This window comes from Pseudomonas sp. CMR5c (genome assembly GCF_003850545.1).
Classification (GTDB): Bacteria; Pseudomonadota; Gammaproteobacteria; order Pseudomonadales; family Pseudomonadaceae; genus Aquipseudomonas; species Aquipseudomonas piscis.
In genome coordinates, this window is record NZ_CP027705.1 from 1,393,320 (window position 1) to 1,409,770 (window position 16,451).

The 16,451-nt window shown below is 62.7% G+C and carries 23 protein-coding genes; 20 read left to right on the forward strand and 3 right to left on the reverse strand.

The annotated features are described in order from the left end of the window. Window positions 1–81: 81 nt before the first annotated feature. The 17 genes from C4K40_RS06400 (at window position 82) to recX (ending at window position 11,523) form a co-directional block, all read left to right on the forward strand. A complete protein-coding gene (locus tag C4K40_RS06400) occupies window positions 82–834 on the forward strand; it encodes a hypothetical protein (RefSeq protein WP_053135620.1) in 753 nt (250 codons plus the stop codon). A gap of 11 nt (window positions 835–845) precedes the next feature. Further along, window positions 846–1,082, forward strand: coding sequence for a tail fiber assembly protein (locus C4K40_RS06405; protein ID WP_053135617.1), 237 nt, complete (start codon window positions 846–848; stop codon window positions 1,080–1,082). 87 nt (window positions 1,083–1,169) lie between these two features. Beyond that, entirely contained in the window at window positions 1,170–1,373 is a 204-nt protein-coding gene (locus tag C4K40_RS06410; protein WP_022642635.1) for a hypothetical protein, read from the forward strand. Window positions 1,374–1,375: 2 nt separating this feature from the next. Further along, window positions 1,376–2,542: a tail protein gene (locus C4K40_RS06415; protein WP_022642636.1), complete on the forward strand. Its 1,167-nt coding sequence runs from the start codon at window positions 1,376–1,378 to the stop codon at window positions 2,540–2,542. Beyond that, window positions 2,542–3,048 (forward strand): phage major tail tube protein, encoded by a 507-nt coding sequence (locus C4K40_RS06420; RefSeq protein ID WP_022642637.1) that lies wholly within the window; start codon window positions 2,542–2,544, stop codon window positions 3,046–3,048. The genes C4K40_RS06415 and C4K40_RS06420 overlap by 1 nt, the downstream gene beginning before the upstream one ends. 258 nt (window positions 3,049–3,306) lie before the next feature. Then, a complete protein-coding gene (locus tag C4K40_RS06425; protein WP_022642639.1) occupies window positions 3,307–3,876 on the forward strand; it encodes a phage tail assembly protein in 570 nt (189 codons plus the stop codon). Continuing rightward, the gene (locus C4K40_RS31850) at window positions 3,873–3,998 is read left to right on the forward strand and encodes a hypothetical protein (protein ID WP_256224213.1); all 126 of its coding nucleotides are present in this window, start codon (window positions 3,873–3,875) and stop codon (window positions 3,996–3,998) included. The genes C4K40_RS06425 and C4K40_RS31850 overlap by 4 nt, the downstream gene beginning before the upstream one ends. Window positions 3,999–4,004: 6 nt before the next feature. Then, complete coding sequence (locus C4K40_RS06430; RefSeq protein ID WP_053135612.1) at window positions 4,005–6,503, forward strand: phage tail tape measure protein; 2,499 nt, start codon at window positions 4,005–4,007, stop codon at window positions 6,501–6,503. Continuing rightward, entirely contained in the window at window positions 6,503–6,886 is a 384-nt protein-coding gene (locus C4K40_RS06435; RefSeq protein ID WP_053135610.1) for a phage tail protein, read from the forward strand. The genes C4K40_RS06430 and C4K40_RS06435 overlap by 1 nt, the downstream gene beginning before the upstream one ends. After that, complete coding sequence (locus tag C4K40_RS06440) at window positions 6,879–7,091, forward strand: tail protein X (protein WP_022642643.1); 213 nt, start codon at window positions 6,879–6,881, stop codon at window positions 7,089–7,091. The genes C4K40_RS06435 and C4K40_RS06440 overlap by 8 nt, the downstream gene beginning before the upstream one ends. Before the next feature lie 9 nt (window positions 7,092–7,100). Beyond that, window positions 7,101–8,111, forward strand: coding sequence for a contractile injection system protein, VgrG/Pvc8 family (locus tag C4K40_RS06445; RefSeq protein WP_022642644.1), 1,011 nt, complete (start codon window positions 7,101–7,103; stop codon window positions 8,109–8,111). Between the two features lie 64 nt (window positions 8,112–8,175). Further along, window positions 8,176–8,349 (forward strand): Com family DNA-binding transcriptional regulator, encoded by a 174-nt coding sequence (locus tag C4K40_RS06450; protein ID WP_022642645.1) that lies wholly within the window; start codon window positions 8,176–8,178, stop codon window positions 8,347–8,349. Between the two features lie 224 nt (window positions 8,350–8,573). Further along, window positions 8,574–8,756 carry a hypothetical protein gene (locus C4K40_RS06455; protein ID WP_022642646.1) on the forward strand — a complete coding sequence of 61 codons (183 nt, stop codon included), beginning with the start codon at window positions 8,574–8,576 and terminating at the stop codon, window positions 8,754–8,756. A gap of 150 nt (window positions 8,757–8,906) precedes the next feature. Continuing rightward, complete coding sequence (locus C4K40_RS06460) at window positions 8,907–9,221, forward strand: hypothetical protein (RefSeq protein ID WP_124421273.1); 315 nt, start codon at window positions 8,907–8,909, stop codon at window positions 9,219–9,221. Between the two features lie 189 nt (window positions 9,222–9,410). Next, on the forward strand, window positions 9,411–9,911 hold the full coding sequence (locus tag C4K40_RS06465; RefSeq protein ID WP_053135608.1) for a CinA family protein: 501 nt from the start codon (window positions 9,411–9,413) through the stop codon (window positions 9,909–9,911). An 83-nt stretch (window positions 9,912–9,994) separates the two neighbouring features. Further along, entirely contained in the window at window positions 9,995–11,047 is a 1,053-nt protein-coding gene (recA, locus tag C4K40_RS06470; RefSeq protein WP_053135606.1) for a recombinase RecA, read from the forward strand. A gap of 8 nt (window positions 11,048–11,055) precedes the next feature. Beyond that, window positions 11,056–11,523: a recombination regulator RecX gene (gene recX, locus C4K40_RS06475; RefSeq protein ID WP_022642650.1), complete on the forward strand. Its 468-nt coding sequence runs from the start codon at window positions 11,056–11,058 to the stop codon at window positions 11,521–11,523. Window positions 11,524–11,563: 40 nt separating this feature from the next. Here the strand turns inward: recX and C4K40_RS06480 are convergent, their stop codons facing one another. After that, entirely contained in the window at window positions 11,564–12,682 is a 1,119-nt protein-coding gene (locus tag C4K40_RS06480; protein WP_053135603.1) for an LOG family protein, read from the reverse strand. Between the two features lie 452 nt (window positions 12,683–13,134). On the opposite strand from C4K40_RS06480, the gene C4K40_RS06485 reads away from it, so the two are divergent. Beyond that, window positions 13,135–13,329, forward strand: coding sequence for a hypothetical protein (locus tag C4K40_RS06485; protein WP_022642652.1), 195 nt, complete (start codon window positions 13,135–13,137; stop codon window positions 13,327–13,329). On the opposite strand, the gene C4K40_RS06490 is transcribed toward C4K40_RS06485, so the two are convergent. Then, on the reverse strand, window positions 13,330–13,755 hold the full coding sequence (locus tag C4K40_RS06490; RefSeq protein ID WP_022642653.1) for a quorum-sensing-regulated virulence factor family protein: 426 nt from the start codon (window positions 13,753–13,755) through the stop codon (window positions 13,330–13,332). It abuts the gene before it with no gap. A gap of 189 nt (window positions 13,756–13,944) precedes the next feature. Between C4K40_RS06490 and C4K40_RS06495 the strand changes: the two genes are divergently transcribed. Further along, window positions 13,945–14,655, forward strand: coding sequence for a tRNA-uridine aminocarboxypropyltransferase (locus C4K40_RS06495; protein WP_031321021.1), 711 nt, complete (start codon window positions 13,945–13,947; stop codon window positions 14,653–14,655). Here C4K40_RS06495 and C4K40_RS06500 read toward each other — a convergent pair. Then, the gene (locus tag C4K40_RS06500; protein ID WP_053135600.1) at window positions 14,639–15,547 is read right to left on the reverse strand and encodes a DMT family transporter; all 909 of its coding nucleotides are present in this window, start codon (window positions 15,545–15,547) and stop codon (window positions 14,639–14,641) included. The two genes, C4K40_RS06495 and C4K40_RS06500, sit on opposite strands and share 17 nt — an antisense overlap. A gap of 233 nt (window positions 15,548–15,780) precedes the next feature. Here C4K40_RS06500 and erdR point away from each other — a divergent pair, with 233 nt between their 5' ends. Then, on the forward strand, window positions 15,781–16,431 hold the full coding sequence (erdR, locus tag C4K40_RS06505; protein WP_022642656.1) for a response regulator transcription factor ErdR: 651 nt from the start codon (window positions 15,781–15,783) through the stop codon (window positions 16,429–16,431). Window positions 16,432–16,451 lie beyond the last annotated feature (20 nt).

Genomic DNA, 16,451 nt, shown 5'->3' on the forward strand with positions numbered 1-16,451 from the left:
CCAGTGAAGTGGTTCAGTCACTGGTGCTGAATGGGCAACGCCGTTGTGAACAGTCGCAACGCAATCTAAGGAGTTAGGACTTTGAGTACAGAACAGCAACTGGCCGCGGTGGTAAACGCGGCGAACAACTTGACCAATACCGTCACGGGCAAGGTCGGCGAGATCGACCAGGCCATTGCCAACTCTCGCCAGCAATATGACTCGCAACTTGCGGATCTGAAGAATCGACTGCCACGCCTGGCTGTCACCAAGAACTTCACGTTGATGCCCAATGCCGCAGGGACGGCCATTGACGGCTGGGGGACTCATGAACTGGTCACCTCGACCAAGCTGAGGACGATCTCTCCTGTCTCCCAGACCATGGGCCGAGCGGTAGCCGATGTCGAGTTCATGTTGAAGGTGCAGGCCGATGTCCGGGAGCAGTATCCCAACTTTGATATCCGCGCGACGGAGTATTGGCGTGGGGCGATCAACGTCTGGCAGATGAAATGGACCCAGACTGATATCAGTCCCTGGCTTGCCTTTCCCTATGCCAGTGACCAGACGCTGGCCAACGGTGGTGCGGCAGTGCCCTTGAACTCCTATCTGACTTTGGGGGCATTCGTGCGCGTAGTCGAAGGCTCGCTCAGTGGTGCCTGGAGCTACGGTTGGGAGAAAGGAAAGTGGCGCTGGTGTTCGACCGTGGTGTCCCCGACTGGACAGTTCGGAGCGTATTACCACTTGCACCCGGTACGTACCTCGTCCGCCGGGCTGGTTGAAATCATGCTGGCCGGTGCTTGCACCGGCGTGGTCACCGAGCCCGGTGACTGGGGCACCATGCTGGCCATTAGTTAAGGAGCAACACCATGAAACCTACCTTTGTACCTGCCGAGCTGCATCCGATCATCAAGTGGGAAATGATTCGCAAGGCGCGCGATGAAGACCTGGCCGCCAGTGACTATGCCGCCATGCCCGACTACCCCATGGGCGAAGCCAATCGTCCGGCGTTCGCCGCCTACCGCCAGGGGCTGCGGGATATTCCCGAGCAGGGCAGCGATCCGGATGCGGTCGCCTGGCCGGCCAAGCCGGAATTCCTCAAGTAACTCTTCCGCCGCGCAAGCGGTTTTTTTACGCCTGAACAAAGCCCCGTCCCGGGGTTTTTGCGTTTTTGTCTCTGGAGAAACATGCATATGGCTATCCGCCAGAAATACACCGTGCTCGTGCCATTCCCCACCGGTGGTGGGCATTGGTCGAGCGTCGGTGAAGAACTCGACCTGCTCGATGTCCAGGCCAGCGCGCTGCGCAGTGCCGGGCGCCTGGAGCTGACCAGCGTCCTCGCGGCGCAGACCCCATCCACCAAGGCCGCCAAGGCCGCGACCAAGAAGGCTGACTGACCATGGCTGAGGTTTTGAACTTCGAGCACAACGGCATCACCGTCAATGCCAGCGAATCCCCCGAGGCCATGGGTGGCCTGGGCGACAACGTCATCGGCCTGGTGGGTACCGCGCCCAACGCCCATGCCTCGCTGGCCAAGAACACGCCGATCCGCATCAGCAACTTCAGCACCCAGGCGTTGCTGGACCCCACCGGCGCCGAGGCCGGCACGCTGTTCCAGGCGGTGCTGCAGATCCTCAAGGTGGTCAAGGTGCCGGTCTACGTGGTGATAGTCGACGAGGGCGCGACCCCGGCCGACACCCTGAACAACGTGATCGGCGGCGACGAGGCGGTGACCGGGCGCAAGCTGGGCCTGGCGGCCCTGAGCAGCGTGCCCGAGGACCTGACCATCATCGGCGCCCCGGGCTTCACCGGCAGCAAGGCGGTGGCCGGTGAGTTCGCCGCGTTCGGCAAGCGCATCAAGGCGCGGGTGGTGCTCGATGGCAAGGATGCCTCGGTGGCCGACCAGGTGGCGTACAGCAAGGAACTGGGCGGCGCCGACCTGGGCTTCGACCGTTGCCTGGTGGTGCACAACCTGCCGGCGGTGTACTCCAAGGCGGCCAAGGCCAATGTGTTCCTGGCCCCGTCGAGCCTGGCCATCGCGGCCCTGGCCAAGGTCAAGCAGTGGGAGAGCCCGGGCAACCAGGTGACCTTCGCCGAAGATGTTTCGCGCAGCGTGGAATACAACATCCTCGACACCTCCACCGAGGGCGACCTGCTCAACCGCTACGGCATCAGCTACTACGCACGCACCGTGCTGGGCGGCTTCTCGCTGCTGGGCAACCGCTCCATCACCGGCAAGTTCATCAGCTACGTCGGCCTGGAAGACGCCATCAGCCGCAAGCTGGTCAAGGCCGGGCAGAAGGCCATGGCCAAGAACCTGACCAAGTCGTTCATGGACCAGGAGGTCAAGCGCATCAACGACTGGCTGCAGACCCTGGTGGCCGACGAGACCATCCCGGGCGGCAAGGTCTACCTGCACCCCGAGCTCAACAGCGTCGAGAAGTACAAGAACGGCACCTGGTACGTGGTCATCGACTACGGCCGCTACGCGCCGAACGAGCACATGATTTATCAACTCAATGCCCGCGATGAAATCATCGAGCAGTTCCTGGAGGACGTTCTCTAATGTTTACCAACCGAGTCAGACAGGCCATCGCGGCCACCCTGCAAGGCCTGCCGCTGTCGGCGACGGTGGAGGAGTTCACGCCACCGAAGATCGAGTTCGAGATGCAGGAAATGCGTGGCGGGCGTTTTATCGGCGAGGAAATGGCCAAGGGCGGCAAGGTCCTGGGGGCCAAGCTGGTGCTGCAAGGCGCAGGTCCGGAAGTCATGCTGGCCCTGGGTGTCAGCGTGGGTGACGACATCCTGCTCAACGTCCGGGAAGCCGGGCAGGACCAGGACGGCAACACCTACTTCGTCTACCACACCGTGGGCGGCAAGCTGAAGTCGCTGGAAGAGGCCCCGCTGAAGATGGGCGACCAGCCCAAGACCACCCTGGACTTGAGCTGCCGTACCTACAACCGCCTGGAAAACGGCGTGCCGGTGATCGACGTCGATGTGCGCACCCAGAAGTTCATGCTCAACGGGGTCGACATCCTCGGCGCGGCGCGGCGTGCGGTGTTGCTGCCCTAAAAGGCGCGCCCCGTCCTTGCCAATGCCGGTCAGTCAAGCGCGGTGATCCCCTGTAGGAGCAGCCGGTCGACGCTCGATTGCTCGCGAGGGGCGTTAAAGCCAGTGGATAAACCCTGCTCCCTTGAGTCCATCGCGGGCAAGCCTCGCTCCTGCAAGTTCCCCAACTGACCGGCATTGCCCTTCCATGTCGCCGGTGCCTGCCGGGTCCTGCCCGACTTGCCGTCGGCGGCGTTTTTGTTTTTCCAAGGAATTGATCTCATGTCCTGGACACCTCCGGTCCATGTGCTGCTGGCGCCGATTACCGGCGACGATGGCAGCACCCTTGAGCGGATCGCGCTCAAGCCTTTGTTCTACGCTGCGCAAAAAGACGCCCTGGCCCGTGCCGGGGATGATGAAGACGATCAGTTCTTCGCCCTGGCCAAGCTCGCCACGGGGCTGTCCGACAAGGAGCTGGACCAGCTCAAGCGTCCGGACTACGTGAGCATTGCCCAGTACGTACACGATATGTCGACCCGTCCGACTTCTTACTTTCTGGAGCAGGACGAGCAGGCCGACCCGGACCAGGTACCGCTGCTGTTGCCGCTGGACCTGGCCGGCCAGGGCCGGACGTCGCTGACCCTGGAAATGCCAGCGCTGCGCGCGACCAAGGTGATGAAGAAACTCGCGACGCCCAAGGAACGGGCCGAGTTCATCACCGCCCATTGCACCGGCCTGATGATCCCGGACCTGGCCATGCTGACCGTGCCGGACTGGACCCAGTTGCAGGTGCGCATCGACGATTTTTTAAACAAACCGGCGGACTTCTTTCGCAGCGCGACATCGAAGTGATCCTCGATGTGGTGCCGCTGATCTACTCGGTGACCGAGGCCGAGATCCTGGAGTGGGACGCCGGCAAGGCAATGCGTCGCTACGACATAGCGACGACCCGCCTGGGCCTGAACAAGGAGTAGCGTGCGATGGCACAAGGTAACTTTTCCCTGAGGTTCGCCGCGGTGCAGCAGGCTGGCGGATTGTCCGCCGATGTTGCAGCGACGTTGCAGTGGTCGGCCCCTTTGCCGGAGCGCGACGGCGCCCTTGGCGGAGGGCTCAGGCAGCTGGTTCGCGGGCAGGAACGACTGCTGGCGGTGGTCGAATCCCTAAGGGGCGTGCTGGTCTCCCAGCGTTCGTTGCTGATGACCCTCAATGACCGCCAGGTCCTGGCCGCACCTGCTGCGACGCAGCCAGCCAAGGCCTCGGTGCTGGACAACAAGCCCCTGAGCCATCTCAAGCCGGCCATCGGCCTGGATACCGCGATGGTGGAGCTCAAGCGGGTGCTGCCGCTGACCGCCGAACAGCAGCGGCAGATGGTGGAGCAGCATATCAAGCTGGCCAACGAACCCCTGGTGGCCCCCACCGGCGCCACCGCCACTGACCTGGTACGAGTCGGGCTGGCGGCGGCCAAGGCCGGGGTCGGCGTCGAGGGTTCGGGCGCTTCGGCCCAGTACCAGCCGCAGCAGGTGCTGGACTTTGCCCGGGATGCGGCGCTGGTCGGCTCCGGGCTGGAGTTGAAGGTCAAGCAGGCGGGGGACTTGCTGTTGGGCTGGCGCAGTGCGATGCAACTCGACCGCGGTCAACGCCTGGACCTGGCCGATGCCACCCAGCACTTGGGCAGCGGGCTCAAGGTCTCGGCGGCGGACATCGGTTCGATCCTCGGCCGTTATGGCGGCAATGCCGTGGCCGCGGGCATGAGTCCGGAACAAGCGGCCGCGCTGCTGGCCGCCTTGCTCAAGTCGGGGGCCGACCAGGCCAGTGCCGGAGTGGCATTGGCCCAGTTCAGCCAGGCCCTGGTCCAGGGTGACAAGGCCTCGCCGGAGCAGCTTGCGGCCTGGCGTGAGCTCAAGCTCGATCCACGAGCCGTGGCTCGCGATATGCAAACCCAGGCACCGCAGACGATCCAGGCGGTACTCGCGGCGTTGCAGGCACGACCGGCCGAACGCCAGGGCGCCATCGCCGCGCAGCTGTTCGCCGACAATGGCGCGTTGCAGGCGCTGTTGCCACGTTTGGACGGGCTGGCCCAGGCCTTTGCCCTGGTGGCGGACAAGCCGCAGTACGCCAGCTCGCTGCGGGATGGCCAAGGGGCGGTGGCCAAGGCGGCCCAGGAGGCCGCGCAAACGCCCCAGGCCCAGTGGAACCGCCTCGATGCCCAGGTCGATGGCTTCAAGAGCTCCGTGGGTTCGGCGGTGCTGGCCGACTACGGCAGTTCGTTGACCGGCGCTGGTGCGGTGCTGCAGAAGTTCGGCGAACTGGCGCAGATGTTCCCTCATGTGGCCGCTGCCCTGGCGGTCTCGGTGGCTGCGGTTTCGGCGCTGGTGAAGCTCAAGGGCTTCTACACCGATGTCAGTGACCTGTTCTCGTTGGGCAAGAAGCCTCGCGGGCCCCAACCTCCGGCGGGAGGGATGGGGGGCGGTGGTATTCGCTCACGGCTGGGCCCGGTGTTCTCGCGCTTGGCCGGCACGGTTGCGAACCTGGCCAGCAGGAGCGCGGCCGCCGTGCAAGCGGCGGGCAGGGGGCTGGGCGCGGCGGTATCTGGTCTCGGGACGCGGTTGGCCGCGATGACCCGGCAGGCCTCTGCCAGGGTTGCTGTCAGTGCTGGCCAGCTGTCATCGCGGTTGGCCGGCACGGTGTCGAACCTGGCTGGCAGGAGCGCGGCCGCCGTGCAAGCGGCGGGCAGGGGGCTGGGCGCGGCGGTGTCTGGCCTCGGGATCCGGTTGGCCGCGATGACCCGGCAGGCCTCTGCCAGGGTTGCTGCCAGCGCCGGCCAGCTGTCATCGCGGTTGGGAGCCGCGATGTCCGGGTTGACCACCCGAGCGGCGGCCATGGCGCGCCTGGCCGCTGAGCGAGTGGGTTCCACGGTGGGCCGGCGTTTTTCCGGCAAGGCGCCGCGACTTCCAGGAGGGGGCGGGGGCCGGCTGATGGGCAAGTTGTTCCGGCCCTTGAGCCTGATCGAGGCTGGAGTCGACCTGGTACAAGGCTGGCGCGAGGGTGACTCCGGCAAGGTCGGCGCCGCCGTGGGTTCGGTCGGCGGTGGCCTGGCAGGCACGTATGCCGGGGCCAGCGCCGGAGCGGCGATCGGCACGCTGATCTTCCCGGGTGTCGGTACTGCCATCGGTGGCCTGTTGGGTGGTGCCCTGGGCGGCCTGGCCGGTGGCGAGACCGGTACCTGGCTCGGTGACAAGCTTGGGCGTCAGGCGGACCGCCTGGCCGCGCCGGCGGCGGTCAGCCAGAACCTGGCGGCGCAGGCGGAGAACCGGCAGATCAACTTTGCCCCGGTGGTGCATATCCACGGCCAGGACCAGGCCAGTGCCCAGCAACTGGCCGACCGGGTGGTGCAGCAACTGCAGGCGCAGTGGCTGCCGCTGGCGGGCGATTCACTGGCCGTGCGGCGTGGCGCGGCGTTGACCGATGGAGTGGCGTGATGAAACAACAAATGGCATTGGGAGATTTCATCTTCGGCCTGTCCCGCAGCTTTGCCTATGACTCCCTGGTGCGTACCACCGACGGAGGCTGGAAGCCCCTGAACATCCTGGTGAGCAAACCCCGGACCAACCAGGGCGGGCAGGCCCTGGAAACCTTGAAGATCACCGGCAAGGCCATGTACGGCGTGGCCATGGCGCGCCTCGACGAGTTGCGTGCCTTGCAGGCCCGCCGCGTGCCGCTGCCGTTGATCGACGGCGTGGGGCGCAATTGGGGGCGCTGGGTGATCAAGAGCGTCACGGAAACCCAGAGTTCGGTCATCGACGACGGTACGGCGATGCTGATCGATTGGATGCTGGATCTGGAGGAGTTCGCCAATGCGTAGGGCTCGAAGCATCGCCGGCGATTCGGCGAACCTGTTGCTGTACCGCGAATTGGCCCGCAGCGACGACGAGGTCGAGGAGGCGTTCTGGCGTCTCAATCCCGGGCTCGCGGAGTTGGGACCGGTGTTGCCGGCCGGAGTCTGGGTGCTGCTGCCGGAAGTGGAAGCGCGGCCGCGGGCGCTGGCGCCGGTTTCGGCCTGGGATTGAGGAGGCCACATGACACTTGGATTTACACCCGTGGTGGAGATCTACGGCGCCAACTCGGAGCTGATCATGCAGCGCTTGCTGGATTGGCAGCATGTGGATGCCGCGGGCATCGAGTCCGACCAGCTCAAGCTGACCCTGGACATCGAGGGCCTGGAGGGTTTGCCGAGCCTGGGCGGGAAGATCGGCTTGCGGGTCGGCTATCGGGAAACCGGGTTGGTGGACAAGGGCTTGTTCGTGGTGAACCAGCGCACTCCGTTGCTGTTCCCCATGCGCTTGAAGCTGGTGGCCACTGCCGCGCCATTCGGCGCGGCCGATGAGAGTGGTTTCCGCCAGCGCCGCAGTGCCAGCCATGGGCCAACGACCCTGGGCGCACTGTTTCGTCAACTGGTCAGTCGCCATGGTTTTTCGCCCCGGGTGGCCCCGGAGCTCGAAGGCAAGGTGATCGAGCACATTGACCAGTCCAACGAGACCGACATGGGTTTCCTGACGCGCCTGGCTCGGCGTTACGACGCGGTCACCAAGCCGTTCAACGGGCTCTATGTGCTGGCCCGCAGCGGCCAGCTCAAGTCCCTCTCGGGCAAGCCGCTAGAGGACGTGACGCTGAGCGTGACCCGTGACAACCGGCCGGGGGACCGGGCCTTCATCACCGCCTCCCTCGATGAGGAAGCACGGATGAAGTACAGCGGTTGCATCACGGCCTGGTGGGACGCTGCGGCGGGTCAGGAGCGGCGGGTGAGCCTGGGGATCAAGCCGTTCAAGACCTTGCGCCAGCGGTATCAGAGCGAGGCCGAGGCACGGGCAGCGGCGGAAGGCGAGATACGCAAGCTGGAGCGGGCGGCGCGCAAGGTCAACATCGACTGCCCGGGCAACCCGGCCCTGGCGGCCGAAGGCTTGCTGCTGCTGGATTCAAGCTGGCCGGGGTTCATGCAGGGGCGCTGGTCGATCGACAAGGTGACGGCCAGCGGCAGCCACGAGCAGAGCTATCGCTGCCTGGTGCATGCCAGTTGCATTGGCGGTTAGATGGCGGGGTGGCTCGTAGCCCGGGCCTGGTGGGCTGGGCGGTTGAAATCAAAGGAATTGCAAGATGCTCAAAGAGTGCAGATGCGGTAGTTGCAAACGACTGCTCGCCCGGGTGGGCGAGTTCACGGAGCTCCAGATCAAGTGTTCGCGTTGCGGCACCTTGAATCATGTGAAGGGCTTGAACCTCGGGCGATCGACTGGCGTGGATACGACGGCTACCACGGAGTCTGGTTCGTAAGAGCCCGGTTGAGTCTTCTCTCATCATCACCATGGACCTTGGCGCTGCCGCGCCAGGGTGGGTGGCGAATGCTGTTTCCCAAGACCTGCCGGTGGGGGAGTAGCTAGCTCTTTTGCACCGTAAACGGTCGGCAGGGCAGATATCTGCCGGGTGGTTGGCCGGGTGCAAAAACTTCCCGGACAAGGGTGTCCGGGCAGACATTCAAATCGCAAGGAGAAACAAAAATGGCTGAGAAATACATTTCGGTGACCGCGGTGAACGGTCAGGCGGCGCTGGTCTCCGTAGGCAGCGTTTCCAAGGTGATCGACCAGGGCAACTACCGGGTGATCTACCAGGGCTCGGACACCAACAACTACCAGGTCACCAATACCCTGGCTTCGTTGAAAGTGGCGCTGAACGCAGTGTAGGTGCTGTGGCGAGCCTGAGAAGGTGAGCGCTGTTCGCTCCGGATCCGATGTCTTCGAGGCCAGACACCGGATGTTGTGAAGGCCTGGAGCCTCGAGCGATCCATGCGGCATTCGCCGCTTTTTCATCAAACAACTTCAGGAACATGACCTATGGAACCCATTCGAGTCGGCACTAAATTCATCAATCACAAAGGTTATGGCGATTCTCTGCATACTTTTATCGAACCTGCCCAGAATGTTTCTGGTGCAGTCATCCGGACCTGTTCTGTCAATGGTGGAACGCTTTATTGCAGTAGCGTCAAGCCAACGGGTTATTCATTGAATGCGACGCCCGCGTTCTTCTCCAACCCTCTTGGCGCCCACACCATGCCCTATGAAGTGCTCATTCCTGCAGGCCAGGGAGTGTGGTGGGCTCCGGTCAATTCAAACTCCAGCGCCATGCTGACCTACGATCTTCTCCCGTGAATGTCTTGATCCGGCAGGGCTAGTCCAGCGAGCAGCTCCTTTGAGAGTCCAAGTGTAGTGTCGTGCCGGTTGACCAGACGTGCGAGCTCTTTGCCGGGCCGGGCTCGCTGCCCCTGGGGCAGCGTGTCGCTTGCAAGCCATGGGGCCTGGTGTAGGTTAGGCACATGCCCGCCTCATCAGGAGATCAACGTGAAAGAAATCACCCAGCTTGCCGCGGAACTTGGCCGTCGCCTGCAGGTTCTCAATGCCCACGTCAGTACGGCGGAGTCTTGTACGGGCGGCGGGATCGCCGAGGCTATCACCCGGGTGCCGGGCAGCTCGGCCTGGTTCGAGGCCGGCTACGTGACCTACTCCAATCGCCAGAAAACCGAGCAATTGGGAGTGCCCACGGGGCTTTTCGAGTCAGTGGGTGCGGTCAGCCGCGAAGTGGTGGAGGCCATGGTCCGTGGCGCCCAGGCTCGCAGCCATGCGCGTTTCGCCGTGGCAGTCAGTGGCATCGCCGGACCGGATGGCGGTTCGCCGCAAAAGCCGGTGGGCACCGTATGGCTGGCCTGGGGCGTGGGCGAGCGGCTGGTGACCGAGTGCCGGCACTTCCCCGGCAACCGCGATGAGGTCCGCCGACAAACGGTGAAGGCCGCCCTAGAGGGGCTGCTGCAACATGCGGCGGCAGAAATCGCAAATCAGGGGTAGGCGATCTGCGAACGCTGTGGAATAATACTGGCTACTTATACAGGTGTTGGCCGTCAGGCCTTATTGATTACGTGAGGACTTTAATGGACGACAACAAGAAGAAAGCCTTGGCTGCGGCCCTGGGTCAGATCGAACGTCAATTCGGCAAGGGTGCCGTAATGCGTATGGGCGATCATGACCGCCAGGCGATCCCGGCTATTTCCACTGGCTCTCTGGGTCTGGACATCGCTCTGGGCATTGGCGGCCTGCCAAAAGGCCGTATCGTTGAAATCTACGGTCCTGAGTCGTCCGGTAAGACTACCCTGACCCTGTCGGTCATCGCTCAGGCACAGAAAGCCGGCGCTACCTGCGCGTTCGTCGATGCCGAGCATGCCCTGGACCCAGAGTACGCTGGCAAGCTGGGCGTCAATGTCGACGACCTGCTGGTTTCCCAGCCGGATACCGGCGAGCAGGCCCTGGAAATCACCGACATGCTGGTGCGTTCCAACGCAGTTGACGTGATCATCGTCGACTCCGTGGCAGCCCTGGTACCCAAGGCCGAGATCGAAGGCGAGATGGGCGACATGCACGTGGGCCTGCAAGCCCGCCTGATGTCCCAGGCGCTGCGCAAGATCACCGGTAACATCAAGAACGCCAACTGCCTGGTTATCTTCATCAACCAGATCCGTATGAAGATCGGCGTGATGTTCGGTAGCCCGGAAACCACCACCGGTGGTAACGCCCTGAAGTTCTACGCTTCCGTTCGTCTCGACATCCGCCGTACCGGCGCGGTGAAGGAAGGCGACGAGGTGGTGGGCAGCGAGACCCGGGTCAAGATCGTCAAGAACAAGGTAGCTCCACCTTTCCGCCAGGCCGAGTTCCAGATCCTCTACGGCAAGGGCATCTACCTCAACGGAGAGATCATCGACCTGGGTGTACTGCATGGCTTCCTGGAGAAATCCGGCGCCTGGTACAGCTACCAGGGCAACAAGATCGGCCAGGGCAAGGCCAACTCGGCCAAGTTCCTGCAGGACAACCCGGAAATCGGCAACGCGCTGGAGAAGCAGATCCGCGACAAGCTGTTGAGCGGTTCTCCAGATACCAAGTCTGCTCCGGTCAAAGAAACCGAAGACGATATGGCTGACGCTGACTTCTGATTGAGCCGATGATCGCCGTACTCGATACCCTCGTCGCGGTGCGGCGAGCTGCAATGGACCTGCTTGCGCGACGCGAGCATGGTCGAGTCGAGCTGACGCGTAAGTTGCGTCAGCGCGGCGCCTCTCCTGAAATGATCGACACAGCCCTCGACCGCTTGACGGAAGAGGGTTTGTTGTCCGAATCCCGCTATCTCGAAAGCTTCATTTCCTACCGTGCCCGTTCGGGCTACGGGCCTATGCGCATCCGTGAAGAGCTTGGCCAGCGTGGTTTGCAACGCAGTGATATCGAACTTGCCTTGCGTGAGTGCGGAATCGACTGGCAAGAGCAACTACGGGATGTCTGGCAGCGCAAGTTCGCCGGGCAGCTACCAGCCGATGCTCGGGAGCGTGCCCGGCAAGGGCGTTTCCTGGCATACCGTGGATACCCCATGGAAATGATCAATCGCGTGTTTAGCCGTCGCGGCCTGGATGATTGAGACGCTGCCCGCCGCATGAAGCGGCGGGCGATGCTGTTGCTCAGTTGGCCTTGCTGGTTTCCCTTTCTCGTGGTGCGGCCCTGGCTTGTTGCCTGGACCAGTTTTCCGGCAGGTTGATGAAGTCGATCAGCTCGCGCAGGCGGCCATTGTCTCGGGCATTGAAAGCGAACGACAGCCGCGCCAGATGGCTGAATTGCACGTCGTCCTGCTCTTCGGTGCTGTAGGCATGCTGGTGGAACTGGCCGCTCAGGCACAGGTCGGCGAATTCCTCGTGCATCCTCTGCAACGCCTGCTCATTGAGGTTGTGGTTCATGCGGATGACGAATTGTTGCTTGAGCCAGCGACTGGAGTGGAAATTGGCATAGAACTGCTGGATTTCCTGCACCGCTTCTTCGGTGCTGTGCACCAGGCGCATCAACTTCATGTCGCTGGGCAGGATATAGCGATTGGCTTCCAGTTGGTTATGGATGAAATCCAGGGCACCTTGCCAGAACTGCCCACCGGGAGTGTCCAGCAACACCACGGGTACCAGCGGGCTCTTGCCGGTCTGGATCAGGGTCAGCACTTCGAGTGCTTCATCGAGGGTGCCGAAGCCGCCGGGGCACAGGACCAGGGCGTCGGCTTCCTTGACGAAGAACAGCTTGCGGGTGAAGAAGAAGTGGAACGACAGCAAGTTTTCGGTACCGCCAACGGTTGGGTTGGCGTGTTGTTCGAAGGGCAGGGTGATGTTGAAGCCCAGGCTGTGCTCCAGTCCGGCGCCATCGTGGGCCGCGGCCATGATGCCGCCGCCGGCTCCGGTAATGACCATCAGGTCCGAGCGAGCCAGGGCTGCCCCCAGTTCCCTGGCCATGGCATATAGCGGATGCTCGCTGGGAGTGCGGGCCGAGCCGAACACCGTTACCTTGCGCCGGCCCTTGAATTGCTCGAGCACCCTGAAGGCGTGCTCCAGTTCCCGCAGGGCCTGCAAGGTGATCTTGGCGTTCCAGCGGTTGAGGTCCTCCTCGGCCATGCGCAGGACGGTAAGGACCATATCGCGATAAAGAGGGATGTTCGGACTGTTGGGGGCGATCAGGGTAAGTTGTTCTTCGACCTGGCTTGTGAGATCGATGCCATTGCTTTGAAAGTGGCGGGCCAGCAGGTCGTTCGTTTGGTAGGGCATTCAGCTTCTCCTTCTGCACAGAACCTGATGCACGCCCGGCATGTACCAGCGCGCCACGACACTGCCTGTGCCGCTGCCTGCCTGGCTTGGCGGCCTGGGCAGTTCTTCGATCCGGTCACGACTGGCGATTGTGGGGCGTGGCCGGCTCGTCCTCAGAGGTCCTGCTTTCCTTTATTTGAGAAAAAACTCGCACTGCAAGACGCGGTTGGCGGCCTCCTGAACCGCCGTGGGCAATCATCGGGAATCTCTGAACATGGCTCGATCATGTGCCCATGCAGTCTTGGCTGGCAACCGCTTCTTGCTGATTTTTCAGCTGTGCGCGCCGCTTATCAGAAGGGGCGGCAGTGCTTGCAAGCTCTGATTTACTAAGTGGTAGCGCATGACCTGGAAGCGAGTCCAGGACGAGGTTTGCGTGGTTTCGTCGGCATCGGCCAGGGGCATGGAGGCAATGGATGACCACGGTCACGCTGGATATCGATCAGCAACTCTACCACCTGTTACAGGAAGCCGCAGCGGCCCATGGATTGAGCCTGGAGGAGGAGTGTCGCCGCCGTTTGGCGGGAGGGGAACGAGCTTCGCCTTATTTACAGGCTCTGGTAGCGGAGTTGCGTGCCGACGATCAACAGCGGCGCGCAACCCACGATTGATCATTTCTTCTTTGAGGCGCCTTGCGCTGGGCAGTCCGACTCCTGGAAGCGCGCGGAGGCCACAGGGCGGTTGGTCCGGTTTTCGGTGAACTCGTAGCGCATGACCGCACCCTTGGCCATCAGCTTGCGATAGTTGGGATTGCGGCAGACGCTGGCCCCCAGTTGCAGGTAGACGGCCTTGGGGTTGGCGCGCATTTGCGCGGCGTGGGCAGCCTGGACGCTCAAGTGGTTGATCAGTTCCTTGCCGTCAACGGTGTAACCCTGGTCGAGGATGTTCTCGTTGATTTCCCGGGGAGTGCCGATGTTGCTCTCCGCTGCGACCTTCTCCAGCATCTTGCTCAATTCGAATTCTTGCAGCGACGCCGCCTGGGCACCCAGGGGCAGGGCCAGCAGAAGGGCGACGGTAGGAATGGTAAAGCGCAACATGAAACTCTCCTGGTGCAGTGACTGATGCTTCGACCAGTCACTCGACTGTGCGTTCAGTGGCGTCGGATTATAGGTGCAGAGTCGGGAAGGCGGTACAGGTTTGCATGGAGAGCTCTGATAAACTTGCGCGACTTTTCCCCTTCGAGTCATTTTCGTGTCGATTCTCCCCTCTTGCCGGTGTGGCCAGCGATGAGCCATGCGGTTTCCCGTCTACGCGACCAGCGTATGGCTCGCGTGCTCAAGCCTTTTGTCGCCCGTGGTTCCCGGGCTGAACGCTGCCCGCGTTGCCGGGTGATCCCCAGCCATTGCCTGTGTGCCTGGCGCCCCAAGGTCACGGCCGACTCGGCCATGTGCCTGGTGATGCACGATGTCGAGTCGCTCAAACCGAGCAATACCGGCTGGCTGATCGCCGACGTGGTTGCCGATACTTCGGCGTTTCACTGGTCGCGCACCGAGGTGGATCCACAGTTGCTAGCGCTTCTGGCCGATCCGCAATGGCAGCCGTATATCGTGTTTCCGGGGGAGTTCGTGGCACCGGAGCGGGTGGTTACCGAGGTCCGGCGCCAGGAGGGCAAGCGTCCGCTGTTCATCCTGCTGGACGCCACCTGGAGCGAAGCCCGCAAGATGTTCCGCAAGAGCCCGTACCTGGAGCATCTGCCGGTGCTGAGTCTTTCGTCCGAGCGGCTTTCACGTTACAAGCTGCGCCGCTCCAAGCGTGACGATCACTTTTGTACGGCGGAGGTGGCGGCGTTATGCCTGGAGCTGGCCGGGGACGACCAGGTCAGCCAGGTACTGGATGCCTACCTCGATGTGTTCAGCACCCACTACCTGTCGGCGAAATTCCAGAAGGCGATCGATCCGGATGACGAAGTCCATGCCCGGCTCAAGCCTTTTGTCTAGCTCCGGCGTTTAGTCGTGGGGCCTGGGGCCAGAGTTGCGCCACCAGCATTCCCGTAAGCATCAGGGCGCAGCCGATGTAGCCGCGCATTTGCAGTGATTCATCCAGCAGCCAGGCTCCGGCAATGGCTGCGAACACCGCTTCCAGGGACAGGATGATCGCCGCATGGGAAGCGATGGCGTCTTTCTGGGCGATCACCTGCAGGGTGTAGCCGATGCCGACGGCAACCACGCCGCCATAAAGAATGGCTGGCCCGGCGTCGACTATGGCAGGCCACTCGATGGGTTCCAGGCACAAGGCAAGGGCCAGGCTCACCACCGAGCAGGTGGCGAATTGCAGGAAGGCCAGGCGAATTGGATCGTGACGGCTGGCAAAGAGGCCCACCAGGATCACATGGCCGCCCCAGACGAAGGCGCCGATCAGTTGCAGCCAGTCGCCCGGCGCGATATGGAAATTGGCGCCGACGCTCAACAGGAACATGCCCACCACGGCCAGTACCGCGCCAAGCCAGGTACCCAGCCCGGTTCGGTGGCCGATCAGCAAGCCCAGCAGCGGCACTACAATGACATACAGGCCAGTGATGAATCCGGCATTGGTGACGCTGGTGAACATCAACCCGACTTGTTGCAGGTTGATCCCCAGGGCGAGCACCAGGCCCATGAGCACGCCCCCCAGCAGCAGGCCTTGGGTGAGCATGGGTTCGGACGGTCGGTCACTGGCCGGGCGGCGCAGCACCAGTGGTAGCAGGCACAGCGATCCAAGGGCGAAACGCAGGCCGGAATAAAGGAAGGGGCCGATATGGTTCATGCCGGAGGTTTGTGCGACGAAGGCCGAGCCCCAGATCACTGCGGTGACCAGCATCAGGGCGTCGGCACGCAAGGCTTGGCTGCGCATGATGGCTCTCTTATTAGTTAGCTGGCCAAGATGCCGCAAAGCTTCGAACTTGACCACCCCGGCTTCGCTGGGCATGCTTGGCGCCGGTTAGGGCGCCAGCGCTGTTTGAACCGCCGTTTTACTCAGGCTTTTCGCGGCGTTCGTGCTCTTTGGGTGCCGCATTCTGGCGAGCCCCGTGCTTTGGTGAGGATTGAATGCATCAGTCCTGCCATGAAAACAGGATCATCTGAAAAATGGCCACATACGAAATCCTGATTGCCGATGACCACCCGCTTTTTCGCAGTGCGCTGCACCAGGCCGTTACCTTGGGCCTGGGTTCCGACGTGCGCCTGGTTGAAGTGGCGAGCATCGCCGAACTGGAAACCCGCCTTACCGAGAAAGCCGACTGGGACCTGGTCCTCCTGGACCTGAACATGCCCGGCGCCTACGGCTTTTCCGGGCTGGTGCTGTTGCGCGGCCAGTATCCACAGATTCCCGTGGTAATGGTTTCGGCTCAGGAAGAAGCATCCGTGATGGTGCGCTCCCGCGAGTTCGGGGCCAGCGGTTTCATTCCCAAGTCCAGCTCCCTGGAAGTCATCCAGCAGGCCGTGCGCAGTGTGCTCGACGGTGATGTCTGGTGGCCGCCGCAGGCCTTCGAGCAGGTCAGCGTCTCGGACGAGGCCAAGGCCGCCAGCGAGGGCCTGGCAAGCTTGACGCCGCAGCAGTTCCGGGTACTGACCATGGTGTGCGAAGGGTTGCTGAACAAGCAGATCGCTTATGAGCTGAACGTGTCGGAGGCGACGATCAAGGCCCACGTGACCGCGATCTTCCGCAAATTGGGTGTTCGTACCCGGACTCAGGCGGCGTTGCTCTTGCAACAACTTGAGTCAATTTCCGGCCATTGATCGGCTTTTCGTTCACGCTT